Here is a 22,019-nt window from a genome sequence, read left to right on the forward strand (position 1 = left end):
CTTACCTTCGTCCCGGACGATTGTTTGTGTCGATTTGTCCCCAGTATCCTCCGATGATGTGCGGGTACTGGCCGGGCGTGACGTGATAGTGAGGACCACGATCAGCGTCTTCGTGAAGATTGAAGTCGTTGAGCGGGTTCTTCGTGTCGTCTTTGGCGAGCAAGCCCTTTGATTCGTACGGACCGTAAACAGGGAATCCGTCGAATGCGAATCCGATCACTCCCGAATGGGATTGGCCTTCGTCGCACCAAGGAGTCTTCACGCACACCGGATACTTGTGATAGTGGTACTGCTGTCGAGGACTTGGGTGGCCGCAACAACGATCCAATCGCCATACCGCATCGGTTTCAAAAATGTGGTCGAAGGGATTGAAGAAGATCACGCCATTGGTTGCGACACCAATCGCTCCCATTGGCAGGGCTTGGTTGGAGTTCTTTTCGTCCATCGCGAACGCGTCGGGATCACGCTTGGGCTCTAACGGAATGTGCCAAGTATTCGCCTGCTCTTTGATGTACGACGGGTTGCCGTCCAGCATACGCCAGCGATCAGGGAAGGTCGCGGTCGGGTGGTTGGGCAGGTTGCGACTTCGCATGACAAGATGCTCGTCGGTGAACGTGACGATGACGGCGAAGGGCTTGTACTTGTCCTTCGTGACTTCGTCACCGTTGAAATCGAGGTATCCGGCACGTAGCCACGAATTCATATTGCCAGCGAACGGAGCGTGGTAGCGATCCGTCTTGTAGAGCAATTGCTGGGCGTTGGTGTAGTCGAATTGCTTGGGTGCTTCGTGCTGTCCATCTTTCGGGTTAAAGTACCAGCGACCGCCAAGGGCGACCAGCTTCGATTCATCCGGCTGTGGGAAGTCTTGGATCGTCGGTTTGGCGGCTTGGTAATTCGCGGGAGCGTCGATGGGCTTGATGTCCATCGAATTGACCCAGAATTCAGATTTGCCTTCTTGGTCTTTTCCGTTGGCAAAACCAACACTCAGTTTCACTGTATCGACTTCTGGAAACGGGGTTCGGAAGTCCATCGCGTAGGTTCGCCATGTCCCGTGGCCAAGGCTCTCGTTAGTGTCTTTGTCGAAGAAGTCTTTGCGTTCCTGTAAGACCTGTGGATAGATTCGTTCTTTGATCAAGTCCAGTGAATCGGTGCCGTTCTTTTGGAAAAACTGGACTTTCAAATACAGTTCGTCCTGATCCACGGAGAAGTTATCCTGTGCGAGGCCGGAGATGTAGAAACGATACCAACGCTGGTCGGCGGAGACTTCGGTGCTGGTCAGCGATGCTTCGCCCGCAAACGTACCGTTGCCGTCGGTATCTTCGCTGGAAAGCAAGCGTATGCCACGCCCATTTGATTCAGTACGCGGATCGCCCAGCACACCGTACTTCACGTCGCCAATGAAAGATGCCGTCGCTAACGATTCGCCTTCCTGCAAGTCGTCAGACGCAGTAGCCGTCAAGACTTTTGGCGTATCGCGATCGGCAACGAGAGTCTCGAAGACATCCGTTGCGGGGCCATCGGTTTTGACGACGACTTTGTACTGAGTCAGTTTGGACAGCAACTGCGAGGCAACTTTTTGCTCTGAATCCGCCACGTTCTTGGTTTCCGATGGATCAGTTCGCAGGTTGTAGAGTTCCGTGTTGCCGTCGGCCAACTGGATCAACTTCCAATCGTCGCGAATGATGGCGTGATCGTTCTCGGCAATCACGATGGATCGCGGAGTTGCCTTGCCACTGACCAATTGTGACCAGAGGCTTGTCCCATCAAGCGGCTTTGTCGGAGAAACGGCGACTCCGGCAGCCTCCGCGAGAGTCGGGAACAGATCGTGAATCGCACCGAGCTGTTCATTCTCGGTTCCGGCTTTCAACAAGCCAGGTGCACGGATAACGCAAGGCACGTGAATCCCGCCCTCGTAGACTTCCCGCTTGAGTCCTCGAAACGGAGCGTTGGTTCCGATTCGCACGGCGCCGTTGTCGGATGTGAATACCACGATGGTGTCGTTGCGCAAATTCTGTCGATCGATCTCGGCAAGAATGCGACCGATGCCCTGGTCCATCGAGTCAACCATCGCCGCATAAGTCGCTGCACGCTCATTCAATTGACCGCGGTACTTGGCGATCAGAGCTTCGGGTGCCTGAAACGGCGAGTGCGGCGCATTGAACGACACGACCATACAAAACGGTTTTCCTGAGTCGCCATTTTTGATTTGGCGGACTGCTTCATCGGCCAGCAGATCGGTTGAGTAGCCTTCTTCATTGACCGTCTTTCCATCGCGTTGCCAATCGACTTGCCCGCGAAGCCCGGCGTGCTTGAAATAGTCCACCGACGCATCCATGAACCCATAAAACTGATCGAAGCCACGCTGGTTGGGGTTCGCATTGTCACCGGCACTGCCAAGATGCCATTTGCCAATCAGGCTGGTTTGATAGCCGACCTTTTGGAAAGCCGTCGGAAGCATCTGTTCGCTCGTCGGCAAGCCTTCGTCGCGGGGGCGAACGGGACCTGTAATGCCGTAGCGTCCTGGAAAGCGACCGGTCAGCATAGCGGCACGAGCCGGACTGCAAGCTGGGTAGGCGTAAAAGCGATTCAGCCGGACGCCGTCGGCTGCCAAGCGGTCGATGTTTGGCGTTTTAGCAGTTCCTCCGTGAAAGCCGACGTCGCCCCACCCGAGATCATCAGCGAGCAAGATGACAATGTTCTTGTCAGCTTCAGCATGCGCAATGGAAGGAACCGCCAAAACGGAGGCCCCCAGAAGTACCAGCGAATAACAAACGAGTCGGAGAGGTTGAAAATTCGATAGGGGCATGGCCAGATTCCCGATGCGGGTGTGTGAGACAAAGCGGGGTATAGGTTTAGAAACCCCGCGAACTTGAATGATCTACAGGTAGTTTCTCAAGAAAAGCCAACACGTTATTGAAAACGACCCGGACGACCTCTCGCAGGGAGGGTGCGTTGCTCGATCGGTGGTCCGTTCTCGCGCACGGTGACTTCCCCTCCTCGCACTGGGCGGACCAGATTGTAAATTCCGATCACATCGCCTTGCGGGCCACGCCCCTGTGGGAAGCGAGACGGATCGCCTGCCTTCGGATCGCTACGTTGTGCGCCGGCACCGTGAACGTCCAGCAGACTCATGCCGCCACGTGGGTCACGCATCCATCCTCCAGACCGGCCAAACGAGACGTAAGCCGCAGTATCGCCACGCCCCATGTGCACATGGGTTGTTCCTGTCCAGTACGAACCAAAATCAGACTTCCCGGCAGGGTTTTGCTGAGGTGTGCAAGTAAAGATTTCGGAGATTGCGGCCGACTGAGTCGTGTCTGGCGATCGCGTGTAGTCGACGATGCTTTGCAATTCCTTCGCATTGGGCAGACGCCAGTCGCTGTGTTCTGCAAGTGCCAACCCCTCGGCCCAAGCAAGAGCCTGTTGCCAATTCAGTTTACCGTCGCGATGATTGCCTGCCTTCAGCGTTCCGCTGTCGCCCTGCATCCAAGTCAGCCCTGTGGCCTGATCGGTGATCGTGCCGTCGTCATTGTTACGAAAAACGTTGGTTCCATAGTCAGGATTTCCGCGAACGTAGAACACGACATAAGTCTTTTCACCACGTCGTCGGTTGGGACCGATGGGATAGCCCTTGATGCGTCCATCGGCAAAGTTCACGCCGAACATGGTTGGGCTTCCGTGCATCGTCGTGCTCACGTATTTGGTTGACGTCGCGCACTGGGAATCAATGATCCGTTCACCTTTGGACGGATCGCCATAGGTAAAATCAAAATAGTCGGTGTCAATGAACGGACGCAGGCCGTCAGCGGATCGGGCTTGCGGATCAATGTCTTCGCCGCTGAAATCGATCAACGAGTACAGTTCTTTGATGCTCGGTAAACGCCAATCGTCGAAGCCGCCAACACGGCAATCGGCAGCACCAGCGATGGCTTGGTTGAACGTGACTTTTTGCCCGGGGGTCTTCTGCCACATCAGCCCCGTGACAAGGTCAGCGATTGTGCCATCACCATTGTCTCGGTACGTCGGCTCATTGCCTTGGTAATTCGCGTCCTGCCCAAACAGCGGCTCGCTTTGTTTGGGATAAACGATTTCGCGCGAGTTGTCGTAACATCGTCGCTGAGCGGTGTCGACAATCGAGTAAGTAGAGGAGGGCACGTCCACGTGGCGTTTTTGACCAGGTGAATCTTCCGCCAGCACGACCGATTCCGGTGTAAGAAAGACTGCCCCGGAGAGGGCCAATGAACAGATTGCGAGAGTCGGTTTCATCAAGATCGGCCTTGGGTACGAATGGGCTGATACAATGGGCTGAGCAATTACCTCATGATCTGAAACCCCAGCGATTGCAGACATCTACAAGCGCAAACCAAACTTTTTTGTGAATACCAACATCGGCGCAATCGAGCAGAAACTCAAACTTGGCGATTTGTCACTATTTGCCGATGCGTTTGCGTTCCATCGCCCCCGATTGTGGCAGATCATTCATTTCCGGCTCAGCGATCAGATTCGAGCCCGTGTTGATGCCGATGATGTGTTGCAGGATGTCTATCTAGATGCAGAAAAACGGCTCGACCACTACGTCGACGGCGATTTCCCATCACTGTTTCTTTGGCTGCGACTAGTTACCGGGCAGACGCTTAGCCGAGTACATCGCCGACATCTGGCCACTGAATCACGTTCGACGCTGCGTGAATCGAGTCCGAACGACGGAAATCCATGGGGCAACACTTCGCTGTGTCTTTCGCAGCGTTTCATTGCTCATCTGACTTCACCAAGCCAAGCGGCTGTGAAGGTAGAGTTGATTGCGGAGGTACGGTCGGCACTGAGTGAGATGAGTGAGATGGATCGCGAAGTGGTTGCGCTGCGTCACTTTGAAGAACTGACCAATCAGGAAGTTGCATTGGAACTTGCTATCGCGCCGAAAGCTGCCAGCATCCGGTATGTGCGAGCGTTGGAGCGACTTCGAGGCGTGCTGGAGGTGATAAATTGAGTTTGCCACGAATGACACGAATCTTCACGTATAACGAAGCCAGCATTCCCTTCACGCAGATTCGTGTTATTCGTGACAAATAATCTTTGATTGTCGGTAGAAAGGTGTTCGGGGCGGGGTTTAGATCGGTAAGCCCTTCCGTTAACCCAATCAGTGAGCCATCTCAATGCGACGTCTTGGATTCCTTGTTCCGCTATTTTGTTTTGCGTTTGTCCTTTGTGACGCGATGGCGAGCGCTCAGCCCCCGGGCAGGCCTGGCGGTGGACGTGGCCCTGGACAACAGGGTGGCGGTGGTCCCGGCGCGCCCGGTGGCGGTCGGCCCGGAATGGGTGGCGGGCAAGGCGGCCAGCAGGCTCCTTGGGTTGCAATCTTTGACACCGACCAAAATGGCGAGATTTCAGAAATAGAAATCAAGAACGCGACTGCTTCTTTGTTGAAGCTGGATCGAAACAAGGATGGCAAACTCGGGGGCGACGAATTTCGACCCGCTGGTGGTCCCGGTGGACCGGCCGGAATGGGCGGGCAGCGTGGGGCCGCGGGCGGTCGCGGTGGCGACATGGAAGGCGGACGTCAAAGAGCCGGCGGTCGACCGGGCGGCGGAGCTTCTGGTGGCGGACCTCCGGGAGGAGGACGACCCGGTGGCGGTGGTGGTGGTGGTCGAGGCGGTGATCCTGCTCAGGCCGACGCAGCTTTTGCGAAAGACCTGATGTCGTTTGACGAAAACAAGGACGGGTCGCTCGATAAGTCCGAATTGCCGCTGCACATGCACAGAGCGTTTGCAATCGCCGATGCCAACAAAGACAGCTCGCTTGACCAAGCCGAGCGACTCGTGCTGGCGTCCCAGTTTCGACGCAATCAATTGAATCCGACCGGCGATGATCGAGTGAACGCGCCGACTCAAGGTGGACAGCGTGGTGCTGGGCAAGGTCGTCCGGGTCAGGGGCAGGGTCCTGGACAGGGCGGGGGCCAACGTGGTGATGGCGCCGGGATGAGACCTGGCCAGGGACGCGGCGGTCAGGGTGCGGCGGGCGGAAACCAGCGTGGTGGACAAGCATCGCGGGGCGGACGCCCTCGTGATCGCGAGCGTCCTCGCGACACAGAATTCAAAGAGAAATTTCCCATCGGAGCCGCACTGCCCGCGGACCTAAAGGTCTACAACGTCGATCGGGAGCTAGTGCCAGTCAATAGCATCTTCCAGTCGAAGTACACCGTCGTCGTCGGTGGTTGTTTGACATGTCCCGAATACCGAAATTCCTACCCCGAGATCGAGGCGGTCGCTCGCGACTTCAAGGATCGAGGCGTTAATTTTTACTTCCTATACCAATCCTTGACACACCCAGAGAACTGGGGATTCGTGCAGCCGTCTTCGATCGAGGACCGCTTTGCTCAAGTCGAACACGCCAAAGAACTCTTGCAAACTCAAATCCCGTGGCTGACTGATCCGATTGACAATCAGTTAAAAACCTACTTCGTCCTGACTCCTAATTCACAATTCGTGTTCGACCAATCAGGCAAAATCGTGCATCGTGATTCATGGGGACGCGGGTCAAGTCTTCGCGAGTCACTGGAGACTTTGGTCGGCAAACCGGAAACGCTGACGACCGTCGAAGACTTGAACCTTCCTCGTTTCGATCGTCGCCTCAAGTCCAGTAGTGAAAATCTGGTGGAGCGAGTTAGCGTGCAAGGAAAAGCCGTTCCGTTGCGTGTCGAGTCGGGTGGGGAAAATGGTTCAGTTGCGGCACTACGGTCCACCAATTTCAACCAGTCCAATCGTTACGCAAAACTTCGGCCCGAGGCAGACCAACAATTGATAAAGACCGGGTCCGGCAAGCTGTATCTTGGTTTTCGCCAAGACCCAGTACTGGGAGCGAGTTGGAATAACTTGGCCAGTCCACCTGAGTACAAGATCGTTGCCGAAGGTGCGACATTCTCACCCACCACAGGGCAAGCAAAGAAATTGGAAGTGGAATCAGACAATGAACCGCGCGAGTTCTTGATCGATGTGAAGGACTGGGACGCGAACAAACCGATCACGGTGAAACTTCAGTACTTCGCGTGCAACAAAGAAAAGGGTTGGTGCAAATCGGTCGGGCAGGAATTCACTGTCTGGCTGGACGAGGATGAGTCGGCTGGGATGGTCAATGGACGCAGTCATTTCCAGGGTGGTCGCGGTATCGCACGCCAGGGGGGTCAAGGCCGCGGGGGAGAGGGACAACGGCCCGGCGGAAGCCCTGGACAGAGACCCGGCGGACGCTCAGGGCAGAGACCAGCGGGTCGGTAAAGGCCATCGGAGCATGATGAACGAAGCGACGCTCGCCAGAGCATCGCCTTGGTTAACGTTGTTTTAAAGCGATTTGGTCGTAGCCTAGGCTTCCAGCCTGGGTTCGTTGTGGTCCCAGGCTGGAAGCCTAGGCTACGCTATTTCTAGCGAAGCCTCCTTAAGACAACGCCTCAATCCTTGCCTTTGCTTTGACACCTCATGCAACTCCCTGATTTAACCGACGACGATATTTATTCATCCGTCGATATTCTGGCCAGCGATTTTGTGGCACGCTATCGCAACGGTGATCGACCCACCGTCGAAGAATACGCGAGTCGCCATCCCGATTTGAGCGAGGCAATCCAGCGTGTTTTTCCATTGGTGCTGTCCGTCGAAAAGGTCAAGATCGATCAGCAATCCGAAAGCGACGGAAGTGCAACACTTGCAGGGCGAATGCTTGAAAGGCTCGATGATTTCCGGCTCGTGCGAGAGATCGGACGTGGCGGAATGGGGATCGTTTATGAAGCGGAACAAGAGTCACTTGGACGCCGTGTCGCGATTAAGGTTCTGCCAAAGCAATCTTTGCTAGACGACAACGCCTTACAGAGTTTTGAGCGAGAAGCCCGCACTGCTGCGGCGATGCATCATTCCAACATCGTGCCAATCTTCGGGACTGGCAAAAGCGAAGGAACGCATTACCTGGTAATGCAACTCGTTCGCGGTGAGTCGCTTGATCGACGTATAACGACAGAGGGACCATCATACGACTGCCGCGTGGCTGCTGAAATCGCCTCGCAAATTTCCGATGGACTCGCATACGCGCATGGAAACGGCGTGCTTCATCGCGACGTGAAACCGGCCAATATCCTTATTGACGAAGATGGCGTCGCGCAACTGACCGACTTCGGACTTGCTCGAAACACGCGAGATGATCCGACCATGACACAAGCGCTCAGTGGGAGTCCTCGCTACATGGCACCGGAGCGGTTTCAAGGACAATCCGATGAGCGATCAGACGTGTACGGTGTTGGATTGACACTTTACGAAATGCTTGCTGGAACCCCAGCTTTCAAAGACCTGACGCCGCATCAACTTCCGGAGGCCGTGAAGCTTCAACTCATCAAGCCACTGGGAAATATGCGGCGTGGCGTTCCCGCGGACTTGCAAACGATTGTCGCCAAAGCGATCAATCCTGAACCGGCGCATCGGTATCAATCCGCGGCCGATTTGCGAGATGATCTGAATCGTTTTTTGAATGGCGCGCCAATTCTTGCTCGACGTACAACCGCATTGCAGAGATTTGTGCGTTGGTGTCGTCGCAACCCGAAGCTCGCTGTCGTCACCGGCATCGCAATCGTGTCGATGCTGGTCGCAACCGTCGCGTCGTCGGTCGGGCTAGCGATGACATCTGCCGCTAACATGCGAACCAGCGCGGCACTTGCGCAATCCGAACAAACCGTCGATCTCGCACTGCATTCGCTCGACGGCGTTGTGGACGTGGTTTCCACCCCTGCCTCCGCGATGGGGGACATGGACTTGGGAGAGTTGGATTCGGCACAGTTTCTGCTAAACCCGTCACCGCACGCTGCAAAGGTCCTGGAGAACATCCAACCACTGTATCAGCGTCTTGCCAATCAATCGCCGACTCGGCCCGACATTGTTCGGCAAATGATTGAAGCGAGCCTTCGGCTTTCCCAGATTCAACAACAACTCGGACAGACCGACGATGCGATCACAACTCTCAACCAAAGCATTGAGCTTTTGGAGGCACGCGGCGACTTGGCCGGTTTGCCAACCAACGAGAAACAAATTCTCATTGCGCGGTTGCACAACGAGCTTGGCAAAGTCTACACACTGAAATTGGATTACGCGGGTTCGGACAGGGCCTACACTATGGCGATCCAGTCCGGCGAAGCCGTCACCAATCGCGACGATCGACTGAAGCTACAGCTAGCCTATGCGTATGTTTCACTTGCTGACCAGCCTCCCCAGCGCCGCCGGGACCGATCTCGAACACCGGAAGAATCGCGGGCAACCGGTGACAAGTTGGCGACAGCCAAGGCGATACTAAGCGAGCTAAATCTCTCCGCGCATGATGCAAGTGAAGTTGCAGTGCTGCGAGCGCGGATTCATCTTGCAACTTCACGTCGAGCAAAGCGTCCATCCGTTCGACAGTCAGAGTTTGCCTCCGCCACCGAAATCCTGCGTGACCGATTGACTTTAACACCAGACGATTCCCGCGTTCGATTCGCCTTGGTCGAAGTACTCGCCAGCGTGAATCTGCGACGTCAGTTCGGTTCGGAACGATTGGCCAACGAAGCGGACGAACGACTTCACGAAGCGTTCGCCAAATTGCAGCCGCTTCGTTCCATTAATCCTGAGACACAACTGTTTGCAGTCTCCGAAGTTCACATTCTGCACAAGCTATCGAGCCTCGCTCGATCGGACGGCGACTTCGCCCTTGGACAGCAACGCCTCGAAAAGGCAATTGCCATCCAGTCGTCTTTGGTCGATGCATCGCCCGACAGCATGCCCCACCGATGCTGGCGAGCGTTGCTGTACCGAAGTCTCGCCGAAGTTCACCGACAGCAAGGCGACACTGAGGCAGAACGTGAAGCAATCTCCACCGCCGTTGCCGACTTGGACGCGATCGCCCCAGAGGCAAAGGCACATCCGTTTGCAGTTCAAACTTGGACAATCATTCAAAACCTATTCACCAAAGAAAATGACGATGCATCCGAGACCGACACTTTGTAGTGGAAGGATGATTGCATCTGTTGTGACTCTGCTGACGGTTGCGTCGATCGCAAACCCTCAACGTAAGGCGGTTGAGAACAAGACGCACGCGACTCATGCGGTGGCGGTCAGGACCGCACCATTGACAAGTGGGCTTGCCGCCGGTTTTTGCAGGCAAGATGATGAAACGCGACCGGGTGATTCGGGCCGCAAATGCAACCTCATGCCTCCACGCACAGACTAGAGTCGGCGTCTAGGTGGGATAACCTTTTTCAATATCTCGCTGCTGTTCGTCAATGCCGACCACGAATTGCTTCTGAAACGGAGACGGCATTCGCGATAGGGCCGATCGTTGGCTTGTCAAACCCTGGTGCTGGAGCAAGTTGAGCCAACGCAGCCTTTCACTGCGAGACGCATGATCGTCGATTCCAACGCCGACTTGCGTCGCACCATAACTTAAGACCACCACACCCCCCGCGATCACGCATTGCAGGAACAGACCGCCGAGGACGTGCACGGCCTCTCGACGCCAACCTGTCCAGTAGAAGCAACGAAAGGCGAATATAGCGGCGGGCCACATCACCAGCATGGGACAAAATGTGAACTTCGTGCTGATGGCGATGCCCCTCGCGAAACCCGCAAAGATTAGGTCGCCCAGGTTCCGGGCGTGCGACCAACGCAATGTCGTCACGACCAACAAGACGGCAGCGACACCCGAGATCGCATCAGCCAACCGATGAATTGCCAAGTGTCCTGAACCGGCGCCAAACATCGCGATCTATTGCGACTTCAAGATTAACATTCAGCGGGGACACAACCACCTAGAGGCCGGCGCGGTCCGGCACCTATGCGCACCTTGCAACCCAGATGATTCATCGCGCGGCGTAAGGCGTGCTTCGTTTCGCCGTTCATTGCTGACCAAGAGAACGCGTACGATTTGCCGTCGACTTCAACACCGATGATTTCTGCGTTGTCGGGTAAGTTCACTTCGTCTGCTGCCACTAACTCGGGTCCGTCGACGCCTGGCAAGCCATATTTGAACCGAAGCGGCTTATGCAATTCGCTGTATTACTCATCAGCTATTCCCTTATCGACCGAATGTTGGTCGTGGATTTGCGACCTGATGGCTAAACACCAAGTTCTGGAGCTAGTTCTGAATATTACGTTGACATGTCCTCGCAACTACGATTCAATAGTACGTGTACGTACAACTTAGATTGCAGCCAGCTTGAGGAGTAGGAGTTCGATGGTGGACGGTCACGAAATCGCCATGGCGCTACGTGGTGCTTATCTTGCTATGCACCGACAGGCGGACGCCGCTCTCTCACCATTCGATCTGACGGCGAACCAATTCGTACTGCTTGCGTTACTGGACGAGCGAGACGGAGTTCCACAACGAGATTTGGTGGAGCGCGCCGCGTCCGACCCCAATACGATTCGTCCTATGCTGAAATCGTTGCAAAAAGCAGGTTACGTCGTGCGCGAAACCGATCCGAACGACGGTCGTGCCTGGCTTGTTCGTATTACAACGCAGGGACGGCGCACGTTCAGAAGAGTCCATCGAAAAACCGAGGCATTCCGCGAACACCTCGGTTCAAGCCTTGACGTCGACGAACGTGAAGCGTTTGTTCGCATGCTGGGCAAAGTCGTCGACGCGATGAATGGCACTGTGACAGAACCAGCGTAGCCAGAAATAGATTTTCCAAAACCAAAGCACCGAGAAACCGCGATGAAAAAGAAATTCACGTCGACCATGATCGGCAACGCGATTTGGATGTTCGCTGCTTTTGTCATCCTGGCAACGTGTGCGGCCTCGTTCACTCAGGCCGCCGATCTGAACCTGCTGTTCATCGGCGACAATGGTGCTCATCAACCTTCGCGTCGGTTCCAGAATCTTGCACCTGCGCTGGAGCAGCGTGGGATCGTAATGAAGTACACCGACCGGATGGACGACGTCAATCCGGAGTCGCTTGCCAGGTTCGATGGGGTTGTCCTGTACGCCAATATCGATCGCATCGACGACGCGCCGGCGAAAGCGTTACTTGAATACGTTGCCAGCGGCAAAGGTTTTGTTCCGTTGCACTGCGCCACATTCTGTTGGCGAAACAACAAAGACATCGTTGCCTTGATGGGTGGGCAGTTCCTGCGCCACGGCGGGCAGGTGTTTACAACGCAAGTCGCTGCGGCAGATCATCCGATCATGAAAGGCTACGGCAGCTTTACCAGTTGGGATGAAACGTATATCCATCACCTGCATAACGAAAAAGGTCGAACGGTACTCGAGTATCGCGTAGAAGGCGATCAAGCGGACGGCAACGAGCGTGAACCTTGGACGTGGACGCGCACGCATGGCAAAGGGCGAGTGTTTTACACGGCTTGGGGACACGATCAACGAACCTTCGATCAGCCCGGTTTCCACAATCTCGTCGAACGTGGCATTCGCTGGGCTTGCGGCGATGATCCAGGAAAGGTGCCGACGTTTCGAGAGGCTCAACGTTTTGTAACTCCAAAGATCACTGCACTTCGCACTGACGTTGCGAAGTTTGAATATGTCGATGTCGGACCAGAAATCCCGAACTACACCCCAAGTCGGCAATGGGGAACACAGGGCGATCCTAAAACCCTGATGCAAAAAACGCTTTCGCCCGCAGAGTCGATCAAGCATTTTGTCACGCCCAAAGGCTTGAGCGTCCAGCGATATGCGGACGAACATGATTTCGAGTCCAAGCCGATTTCGATGAACTGGGACGAACGCGGTCGGTTATGGATTTGCGAAACACTGGACTATCCGAATGAGCTTGGGAAGGACCGCGACCGCATTCGGATTTGCGAAGACACTGATGGAGACCACGTCGCCGATAAGTTCACCGTCTTTGCCGAAGGGCTAAGTATCCCGACCGCGATTGTGATCGTGCGTGGTGGCGCAGTGGTTCAGAACGCGACTGAAACGCTCTATTTGAAAGACACAGATGGCGACGACGTGGCTGACCAGCGTACGACTCTGATTACAGGCTGGTCCTCAGGAGACACACACGGTGGAGTCAGTAATCTTCGCTATGGGCTGGACAACTGGATCTGGGGCATGCAGGGCTACAACAACAGCGCGCCCAAGTTCGACGGCCAGCAGGCACAGCGTTTTCGGCAGGGCTTCTTTCGTTTCAAGCTCTCGCAAAGCGATCCGCCGTCAGTCACCGATCTGGAGTTCGTTCGTTCCAGCAACAACAACACTTGGGGACTGGGAATCAGCGAAGAAGGGCTGATTTTTGGTTCGACGGCGAACGGCAACCCAAGCATGTTCGTCCCCATCCCGAATCGTTACTACGAAGCCGTGCGTGGATGGTCGCCATCGACACTGGGAAGCATTGCTGACTCATCGAGATTTGATCCAATCACCGAGAACGTACGTCAGGTGGATCATCACGGAAGGTACACGGCTGGTGCCGGACACGCCTTGTACACCGCTCGCACATTCCCCAAGCAATGGTGGAACAGGACGGCATTTGTCTGCGGACCAACGGGACACCTTGTGGGAACTTTCGTACTGAGTCGCGCCGGAGCGAATTACAAGTCGACTAGTCCAATAAATCTATTGGCAAGCGATGACGAATGGAGTGCTCCTGTGATGGCCGAAGTTGGACCGGACGGAGCTGTTTGGGTGATCGACTGGTACAACTACATCGTCCAGCACAATCCAACGCCCAACGGGTTCAAGACTGGAAAGGGTGCCGCTTACGAAAGTGATTTACGCGACAAAAAGCACGGTCGCATCTATCGCGTGGTTCCGACTGAAGGTGGAACCGCGAAGCTTCACGACTTCGTAAGTCTGGCTGATGTGCCGAATGAACAACTTTTAAAGCAACTGAAGCATCCATCATTGATGTGGCGACTGCAGGCACAACGTCTGCTGATTGAACGCCGCGCGGACGACGTGTTGCAGGGTCTTTTGGCGTTGCTGTCCGATGAATCGGTGGATGAAATTGGGCTTAACGCGGGGGCGATCCACGCGTTGCACACTTTGGACGGATTGGGATACGTCAAGCTGGATCCGCAATTCAAAGCAGCGGGTTACGTCACTCGCGGGCTCCAAACGGCGCTCGCGCATGCATCCGCTGGAGTGCGTCGAAATGCGATTGCCGTGTTGCCACATGACGATACCGGACTGGCTTTGCTGCTCCAGCATCGCGAATTGTTCCGCGACAGCGATGCTCAAGTGAAGCTGCAAGCAATTTTGACATTGGCCGACATGCCTGCTTCGATGGAGGCTGGTGAGTTGGTTGCTGATCTGGCTTCCGCCGAGACCGATAAGGTTTTGGTTGACGCGTTGACATCGGCGGCCGCCAATCATGCCGTCTCTTTTCTGCAGCAGGTAACCTCGCAACAGGGCAAGCCGTCCAACGCCGTGCTTCGCATCACACGGCAGGTCACCGAACATCTGGCTCGAGCCAAACCGGACGCAGAGAGTCTTCAGCGGATCATCGCAAATCTGGCCGATGCAAACCCTGCGCTGTCGACGCCGATTCTCGACGGACTGACGGGTGGATTACCCGCAGACTATGAGAAAAAGTCGACTGAGTCCCTCGATGCAGCGTTTGTCAAAACGTTTGAGAACGGCGACAGCACCTTGAAAGGGAAACTGCTGCGGCTTGCATCGCGCACGGGCACCAATGCTCTGAACAAGTACGCCGATGAGATCGCTAAATCTTTGGTCGCGGTCATCGAAGACCAGGACGTGAGCGCAGATCAACGTGGTTCGGCAGCCCGAGATCTTGTCGGTTTCCGTTCGACCGATCAGGACGCCGTGGCGACCATCATCGACCAACTGACTCCGCAGACGCCACCAAGCGTTGTTGACAAACTGCTGGAAGCATTGCCGTTAAGCGAATCTGATGCTGCAGGCGAAGTGATGATCAAAGCTCTGCCCGCCATGACACCCAAGACGAAATCGACGGCGCTCAGTGTCGTGTTGGGCAAGCCGACCTGGGCCAAATCGCTGCTCGCTGCCGCCGAAGCAAAGCAGTTCGACTTAGCCGAATTGTCATTGGAACAAAAACAATCATTGCGATCGTTTCCTGACCGCTCCCTTCGGGCTCAGGCAGAGAAACTGTTGGCGATGGGCGGTGGCTTGCCGGATGCGGATCGCGACAAGGTATTGCAGTCACTGATGCACGTGACAGACAAAACGGGGAACGTCGATGCGGGACGCGAAGTGTTCAAAAAGATCTGTGCAGCCTGTCATCAGCACGGCGAGATGGGGAAGAAGATCGGGCCGAACCTGACGGGCATGGCCGTTCATCCGAAACACGAACTGCTCACTCACATCATCGATCCGTCACGAAACGTCGAAGGCAACTTTCGGCTTTACAATGTGTTGACGCTCGATGGCAAAGTCATCAACGGAATGCTGGCGGGAGAAACGCGAACCTCCATCACAATCGTTGATTCGCAAGCGAAAGAAATCAACGTCGCTCGCGAAGACATCGAAGAACTGATCGCCTCGCGAAAATCGGTGATGCCGGATGGTGTCGAAAAACAGATTTCTGAGAAGGAACTTACCGACCTGTTGGAATTCCTGACTGCAGGCGGCCAGTACATCCCGCTGCCGCTGGATAAGATTGCCACGGCTATCAGCACCAAGGGGTTGTTTCACGATGGCGACAATGGCCCGGATCGGATGATCTTCCCCGACTGGGAACCAAAGCTCTTCAGGGGCGTTCCGTTCTCGCTGACCGACCCGCAAGGTAAATCGAAGCCAAACATCATCCTGTTGCACGGGCCAAACGGTACGCTGCCTCCGCGAATGCCAAAGTCGGTTTCGCTGCCATGTGGTACGTCGGCAGCGGCAATTCATCTGCTGAGCGGGGTTGGCGGCTGGAACCATCCGTTCAATAGCGAAAAGACCGTGTCGCTGATCGTCCGCCTGACCTACGACGACGGAAAAACGGAAGACCATGAACTGCTTAATGCGGTTCATTTCGCGGATTACATTAGCCGAGCCGATGTGCCAATGAGTGAATTTGCATTCCGGCTTGGCCGTCAACAGATTCGATATCTTAGTGTCAAACCTAAGCGTCCAGACAAGATTCAAACCATCGAGTTCGTCAAAGGGGCTGACAACAGTGCCCCGATCGTCATGGCCGCCACCGTCGAAAGGCTTGTCGGAGGCAAGCCTGCGGCACGCAACATGCAAGATGGTTCCGTTTCTGATGAACCACGCACCAAACAACCACGCACCGAACAACCACCGCAGCGTCGTCGTCGTGGCGGGTTTGGCGGGCCGATTGAACTCGGGCCGGACGATGTCGCAGCATACGACGCACCACCAGAAGGTTTCAAATCGAAACGTGACGATATCCCACGCGGCAAGTTGGAGATGATCGAGTACGAATCGAAGACTGTTGGCACGACGCGCAAGATGAACGTTTACACGCCTCCGGGTTATTCATTGGACAAGAAGTATCCCGTTCTCTACCTGCTACACGGAATCGGTGGCGATGAAACCGAATGGCAACGCTTCGCCACGCCGGATGTCCTGTTTGACAATCTCATTGCGGATAAGAAAGCCGTCCCGATGATCGTCGTGATGCCCAACGGTCGAGCACAAAAGAACGATCGTGCTGAAGGCAACGTCATGGCAAGTGCGCCGGCATTCGCGGTCTTCGAGAAGGACTTGCTCAATGACGTGGTTCCTGCGATCGAATCGAAGTACTCGGTCGACACCCGTCGTGAAAAGCGAGCCATTGCCGGTCTCTCGATGGGCGGCGGCCAGTCGTTTAACTTTGGGCTCGGTAACCTCGACACGTTCGCCTGGGTCGGTCCATTCTCTGCCGCACCGAACACGAAGCGAGCTGAAGAGCTGATTCCCGACGTCGCTGCTGCGAAAGCCAAACTCAAGCTGCTGTGGATCTCCTGCGGAAACAAGGACGGGCTAATCCGCGTCAGCCAGAACGTCCATCAGTTCCTGAAGAAGAACGAGATCGATCACGTCTGGCACGTCGACGGACACGGCCATGACCCTCAGCATTGGAGCAGCAGTTTGTACTGGTTCGCGCAAAGCGTATTTCAGGAGGGTGCTAAGAGACAGGGGAACGCCAAGGAAGAAACAAAAGCGTCAAGCGTCAAGCGATCCGGCACTGCTCCGGCAAACATCATTGACGACTTCCAACCGGCGACAACCAACCAGTCGGGCAAGCAATTCCCGCAAGTGAATTCGCAAGGACGCGTCAAGTTCCGAATCGTCGCGCCGGATGCTAAAAGCGTTGGTGTGACATTCCGAGACAGCAGTGAATTCATCAAGGACGAGGACGGTGCGTGGGTTGGTTACACTCGACCACTAGACGAAGGATTCCACTACTACGAGTTAATCATCGACGGCGCGAAGGTTCCCGACCCCAACAGCAAATACTTTTTTGGTGCGATGCGATGGGGCAGCGGCGTGGAAGTGCCGGCCAAGGACAAGGATTTTTACGCGGTCAAGAAAGTCCCGCACGGGCAACTGCGAGAGGTCCTGTTCTACTCTGAAAGCACCAAGACGGATCGCCGTGCATTCGTCTACACTCCGCCGGGATACGATAGCGATCAGGCAAAACGCTACCCCGTCCTCTATCTGCAGCACGGTTGGGGCGAGAACGAGTACGGCTGGAGTGTCCAAGGACACGCCGGTCTGGTCATGGACAACCTGCTTGCCGAAGGGAAGGCCAAGCCGTTCATCATCGTGATGACTTATGGCATGACCAATGATGTACGGCCGGGCGGAATCGGAGGCTTCGACATCAAACATTTTGAAACGGTGCTGGTCGACGAACTGATCCCGTACGTCGATTCCAGCTTCCGTACACTGACCGACCAACCCAACCGAGCCATGGCCGGTCTTTCCATGGGCGGTATGGAAACCAAAGCAATTACGCTCCGAAATTTCGACAAGTTTTCGCACATCGGTCTGTTCAGTGGCGGTTCGATCTCCATGGACGACGTCGACAACACGGACGGCTTCAAGGAAACCGTCAAGCTGGTCTTTGTAAGCTACGGCAGCAAGGAAGTCGGCGGCGGACGGCGTCCCCGACGCGGCGGCGATCCCGAAGCGAACGCAAAAGCGCTCAAGGAAGCACGCATCAACAGCCACTACTACCTCTCACCCGAGACGGCACATGAATGGCATACTTGGCGTCGCAGTTTGCACGAGATGGCGCCCCTGTTGTTTGCATCCGACGACACAGCTGAATAATCCAGAAGCCATCTGTCCAAGAGTGTGCTCATGAGAAATCCAAAAAAACTGTTCGCGTATTGCTTGCTCGCAATGTTGGCGTTTGTACTACCTGCGTCGGCAGAAGAAATCGCCGGCCAGTGGCATGCACTATTCGACACTCCTGGCGGCGTGCAAACGTATCATTTCGATTTCCAGGAAAATGACGGCAAGCTGATTACCATCTTCAAAAAGCACGAAGAAGCGATTGAACGCGTTACGTTTTGGGGCCTGAACGATCGACGCACCTCGCGACGGGGGCAACATCCGCTGCTCTTTGATGCGAACAACAACACCAAACCCGCCTACGCCAGCATTGTCGAATTAGCAGGCGGAAAGCCAACACAATGAGGAACCAAAACATGAACCTACGCTTGCTAGTACTTGGATTCTGCGCCATTGGGAATTGGGCCATCGGTCAAGACACAATGCATCAGGTTACCGTCGATTCGATGATCAACGGCTCAATCTCCATCGAGCCTCCTTTACCCGAAGACGGTCGGGTTCTCGCGGGAACGAGGCTCAAGTTGAAGGCGACTGAATTGGATGGGTATGCCGTCGATTCGGTCTACTACTCCGTTCCGGGCCGATGGGGAGCTATGTATCACGAGTCGCTTACCGGAGAGTTCGAAGTCGTGATCGATCAAGACAAACACCTTGGCGCTTCGTTTATCAAATCGAAAGAAGTTAAACACGTCCAAGTCACACACAACGTCGTCTACGCTCAACCAGGTAAAAAGCCCTTAAAGTACGACATCTATTCCCCGACGGATGCGAAGCGTTTGCCGATCATTGTGATCATTCACGGTGGTGGGTGGTCCACCAACGACGAAGACATCATGAGAGGCTTGGCACGCGAATTGACCAAGGGAGGTAAGTTCGTGGTTGCTAGCCTGGATTATCGATGGATCGGCGATGCAGATGGCGACGACAAACCCAACTCGATGGCGGATCTCATCGAGGACGTTTTTGGTGGAATCGCTCACATTGTCGAGCACGCGGAATCTTACGGGGGCGATGCAAATCGTGTGGGAGTGACGGGCGACAGTGCCGGAGGGCACCTCAGCGCGGCGGCTTCGCTTTTGATTGACCGAATTGGCGATGGCGGATTCGGTGCCAAACCAGGAGTGTTCGACTTCAAGCCCACGTACTTACCCGAGGGCAAAACCCCGGCTGATATTCGACAACAGTTACGCACTTCGATCAGGGCGGCCGCACCTAGCTACGGAGTTTTTTCCAAAGAGGATTTAGGGCGATTCGTACAAAGTCTTGGTGAACAAGCGAGCGAGGCAGTTGCTCCCCAAGACCATATTCCTCAAGCGAGTGCACGGGAGGTTCCGCAATACCTGCTGCGTGGGACGAAGGACTTTCTGATTCGGCACGAAAGCGTTGAAGCTTTCGTTCGGGCACTTCAAGCCAAAGGCCAGCAAGTCATCTACGAACAAGTAGATGGAGCCGGTCACGCGTTCTTTGATTGGAAGCCAAACCAGGAAGTCAAAGCAACTTTCGACAAACATGGGGTTCCCCACGCCCAGAAGATGCGCGACTTCTTTGAACAGCACCTTTAATCGACTAATCTACGCAGGAAACCGGACGACGCAAAAACCGACATAACGTGCTTCAGACGTTCGTCGCGGATCTGTTCGCGATTTGTCGCCAATTGGATTGGACAAATTAGATGGATGCCGTTTTCGGGAAAAGTTTCCCAGAAAAACCTCTAGAAACGCCGCATCCTTATGCGGAAAACGGGCCGTTTCATCCGGTCAAGTGTTGACCGTTCTAGACCGTGTTGTCCTCGCTGACTTGGCGTGTTACTTCACGCACGGCCTCCAGGATGTCGTCGTCGCTCACTTCTGCCTCAAGAATTGAAACGACACGGTGGCGTGGCGTTTACGGAAAGATCGGCGTTGCCAGCTGTTCAAGCGAATCGCAGTTGATTTGTCGTTCGATTTCTTCCCAAGTCTGAAACGGCGGCTTTTCGTCAGTTTTGGGGAGACGTAGACCGCGATTGGGAAAGGCTCCGCTGACCAGTGGTTCGGTTTCGGCCCACCGCCACACGGTGCCAAGCGTAACAATTTCCTTGCGGATCGTGGTCGCGGAGACGGGCGTTCGCTTTTGCTTCGATCTGGGGAGTGTTTTATCGACGATGTACTGCGTTTTCTCAGCAGCCCGTTTGTTGATGCAACGTTGCAGGTCCTGCTTGGTCAGTTGCTGGATTTTGCATCGAGCTTTGAGAATGCGGATCAGGTGGCGTACGTGTAGCCGCATCGTCTTAGGTGTCGTGTCTTCCAGTATCCCAGGCGGCATGGCGTCGAAGAATTTCGTGAACAGCTCTTTCAGTGTGAGAGCTGGGATACTTGGCGACTCGGCTTTTGCTGGAGATTCAGCTGGGGCCGATTTTGGCTTTACGCTGACATTTGGGTCGTTCATCACGAAGTCGATCGCTGCGACACCGTCGGGGACCGATAGCCGGCCTCGGCGGAGCAAATTGATTGTCTCTTGGATCTCGTCGCGTCGAGCGGCTGCCTTCGATTCGATCTTGGTGCGAAGGGATCGCTTGTACCGCTTGCCGTCGAGGCGAAAGACGACGTGGAAGGTGCCGGTTGGTTCTTGTTGCAGTGATGCCATTGGGCTGGGCTCCGTGAATGGGATATACGGAGCCTAGGGAACATCCACTGGCTCCGACCAGCGACGCAAAGCCAATGGAAAACCAACGATGTCACTTGTTTTGTCACTTGTTGAAAGCGACACGAAAAAAGGGTTTCCGCTGTTTGAGCGAAAACCCTGCAATTTCCCGAGTGCGGATGAGAGGACTTGAACCTCCACGCCCTTGCGGGCACTAGAACCTGAATCTAGCGCGTCTGCCAATTCCGCCACATCCGCGATCGTGGACCAACTTGGTTGCTGGCCTTGGCGGGCAAAGAGTATCGAAATGGCTTATTTCTCGCAAGTGCTGGTCGTCTCGCCGATTTTTGACCGACGATGGGCCGGTTGAGAACCTTCCAATGAGGGTGATCCAACTGGGCCCAGGATTGGCGCACAGGACTGGCGCACAGGACTGGGGGAATCCTGCGAGAGCTAGGTGCTGACGGGATGTGAAGGCCGGACTGACGCGGGCTGAGCAGGTACTGGGCTTGCCTGGGGAACTGAGCTTGGGTGGGACTGGCTGGGCGCAGCGAATTTCCACTTGCCATCGAATGCGTGAATCTTTCGCCGACTTGACTCTTTTGGTTTGACAACGCCTGCCGCCTGGTGTATTACATAACCAACACACCAGTTTGCCAGTTTGTTGACGGATGGTATTGCATGTTTGTTTCCATTGATGTTCACAGCGATGTGCCGATCTATTTGCAGATCGCTCGGCAGGTCAAATTTGCCGTGGCAGAGGGGACGCTACGCAGCGGGCAACTTCTGCCGAGCGCTCGTGCACTGAGCACTCAGTGGACCATCAACCCCAACACGGTCGTAAAAGCATTTTCGATTCTGCAAACCGACGGCATCATTGAACAGCTCCGCGGTCGCGGCATGGTAGTGTCGCGGGGTGCAGCTGCGATCTGTCGCAAACACCGCGACGCCGAAATCGCTCAGCGGATCGGCGAGGCAATCGGGGAAGCTTGGCACGCGGGGCTGGAACAATCGAAAATCCAATCGATCGTCGACAAGCACTTGGCCAAGCTAGTAAAGATCGAGCCGGCCGTTCATCAAAACGCGGCTGGCAACGAATGACTGACTGCCATTTCCTGACCGCCAAATTTGCGGGCGAATGCGTTAAAGCTTGATGGAGCGACTTTGGTTTT

Annotated in this window: 12 protein-coding genes and 1 tRNA gene; 8 read left to right on the forward strand and 5 right to left on the reverse strand. The window is 55.2% G+C overall.

The window, feature by feature from the left end:
* Position 1: 1 nt before the first annotated feature.
* Together K239x_RS18775 and K239x_RS18780 are read right to left on the reverse strand one after the other, a co-directional pair.
* The gene (locus tag K239x_RS18775) at positions 2-2,806 is read right to left on the reverse strand and encodes a sulfatase-like hydrolase/transferase (RefSeq protein WP_145419734.1); all 2,805 of its coding nucleotides are present in this window, start codon (positions 2,804-2,806) and stop codon (positions 2-4) included.
* A 104-nt stretch (positions 2,807-2,910) separates the two neighbouring features.
* Positions 2,911-4,266 (reverse strand): Lcl C-terminal domain-containing protein, encoded by a 1,356-nt coding sequence (locus K239x_RS18780; protein ID WP_145419735.1) that lies wholly within the window; start codon positions 4,264-4,266, stop codon positions 2,911-2,913.
* 109 nt (positions 4,267-4,375) lie between these two features.
* Here K239x_RS18780 and K239x_RS18785 point away from each other — a divergent pair, with 109 nt between their 5' ends.
* From K239x_RS18785 to K239x_RS18795, 3 genes are all read left to right on the forward strand, one after another.
* Positions 4,376-4,987 carry a sigma-70 family RNA polymerase sigma factor gene (locus K239x_RS18785; RefSeq protein ID WP_145419736.1) on the forward strand — a complete coding sequence of 204 codons (612 nt, stop codon included), beginning with the start codon at positions 4,376-4,378 and terminating at the stop codon, positions 4,985-4,987.
* 166 nt (positions 4,988-5,153) lie between these two features.
* On the forward strand, positions 5,154-7,268 hold the full coding sequence (locus K239x_RS28820) for a hypothetical protein (RefSeq protein WP_419189147.1): 2,115 nt from the start codon (positions 5,154-5,156) through the stop codon (positions 7,266-7,268).
* Between the two features lie 198 nt (positions 7,269-7,466).
* Positions 7,467-10,004 (forward strand): serine/threonine-protein kinase, encoded by a 2,538-nt coding sequence (locus tag K239x_RS18795; RefSeq protein WP_145419737.1) that lies wholly within the window; start codon positions 7,467-7,469, stop codon positions 10,002-10,004.
* 232 nt (positions 10,005-10,236) lie between these two features.
* Here K239x_RS18795 and K239x_RS18800 read toward each other — a convergent pair whose 3' ends face one another.
* Positions 10,237-10,755 (reverse strand): hypothetical protein, encoded by a 519-nt coding sequence (locus K239x_RS18800; protein WP_145419738.1) that lies wholly within the window; start codon positions 10,753-10,755, stop codon positions 10,237-10,239.
* Positions 10,756-11,229: 474 nt separating this feature from the next.
* Here K239x_RS18800 and K239x_RS18805 point away from each other — a divergent pair, with 474 nt between their 5' ends.
* Genes K239x_RS18805 through K239x_RS18825 form a run of 4 tightly spaced genes read left to right on the forward strand, consistent with a single transcriptional unit; the run spans position 11,230 to position 19,790 of the window.
* Positions 11,230-11,670 carry a MarR family winged helix-turn-helix transcriptional regulator gene (locus K239x_RS18805; protein WP_145419739.1) on the forward strand — a complete coding sequence of 147 codons (441 nt, stop codon included), beginning with the start codon at positions 11,230-11,232 and terminating at the stop codon, positions 11,668-11,670.
* Positions 11,671-11,712: 42 nt separating this feature from the next.
* Positions 11,713-18,204 (forward strand): PVC-type heme-binding CxxCH protein, encoded by a 6,492-nt coding sequence (locus K239x_RS18810; RefSeq protein ID WP_419189148.1) that lies wholly within the window; start codon positions 11,713-11,715, stop codon positions 18,202-18,204.
* 30 nt (positions 18,205-18,234) lie between these two features.
* Positions 18,235-18,573: an endo-1,4-beta-xylanase gene (locus tag K239x_RS28825; RefSeq protein WP_419189149.1), complete on the forward strand. Its 339-nt coding sequence runs from the start codon at positions 18,235-18,237 to the stop codon at positions 18,571-18,573.
* Between the two features lie 11 nt (positions 18,574-18,584).
* The gene (locus tag K239x_RS18825) at positions 18,585-19,790 is read left to right on the forward strand and encodes an alpha/beta hydrolase (protein WP_145419740.1); all 1,206 of its coding nucleotides are present in this window, start codon (positions 18,585-18,587) and stop codon (positions 19,788-19,790) included.
* 322 nt (positions 19,791-20,112) lie between these two features.
* On the opposite strand, the gene K239x_RS18830 is transcribed toward K239x_RS18825, so the two are convergent.
* Both K239x_RS18830 and K239x_RS18835 read right to left on the reverse strand, forming a co-directional pair.
* Positions 20,113-20,850, reverse strand: a complete 738-nt coding sequence (locus K239x_RS18830) for a hypothetical protein (protein WP_145419741.1) — start codon at positions 20,848-20,850, stop codon at positions 20,113-20,115.
* 171 nt (positions 20,851-21,021) lie between these two features.
* Positions 21,022-21,105, reverse strand: a tRNA-Leu gene (locus K239x_RS18835).
* 423 nt (positions 21,106-21,528) lie between these two features.
* On the opposite strand from K239x_RS18835, the gene K239x_RS18840 reads away from it, so the two are divergent.
* The gene (locus K239x_RS18840; protein WP_145419742.1) at positions 21,529-21,948 is read left to right on the forward strand and encodes a GntR family transcriptional regulator; all 420 of its coding nucleotides are present in this window, start codon (positions 21,529-21,531) and stop codon (positions 21,946-21,948) included.
* Positions 21,949-22,019 lie beyond the last annotated feature (71 nt).

This window comes from Stieleria marina (assembly GCA_007741555.1).
Taxonomy (GTDB): Bacteria; Planctomycetota; Planctomycetia; order Pirellulales; family Pirellulaceae; genus K23-9.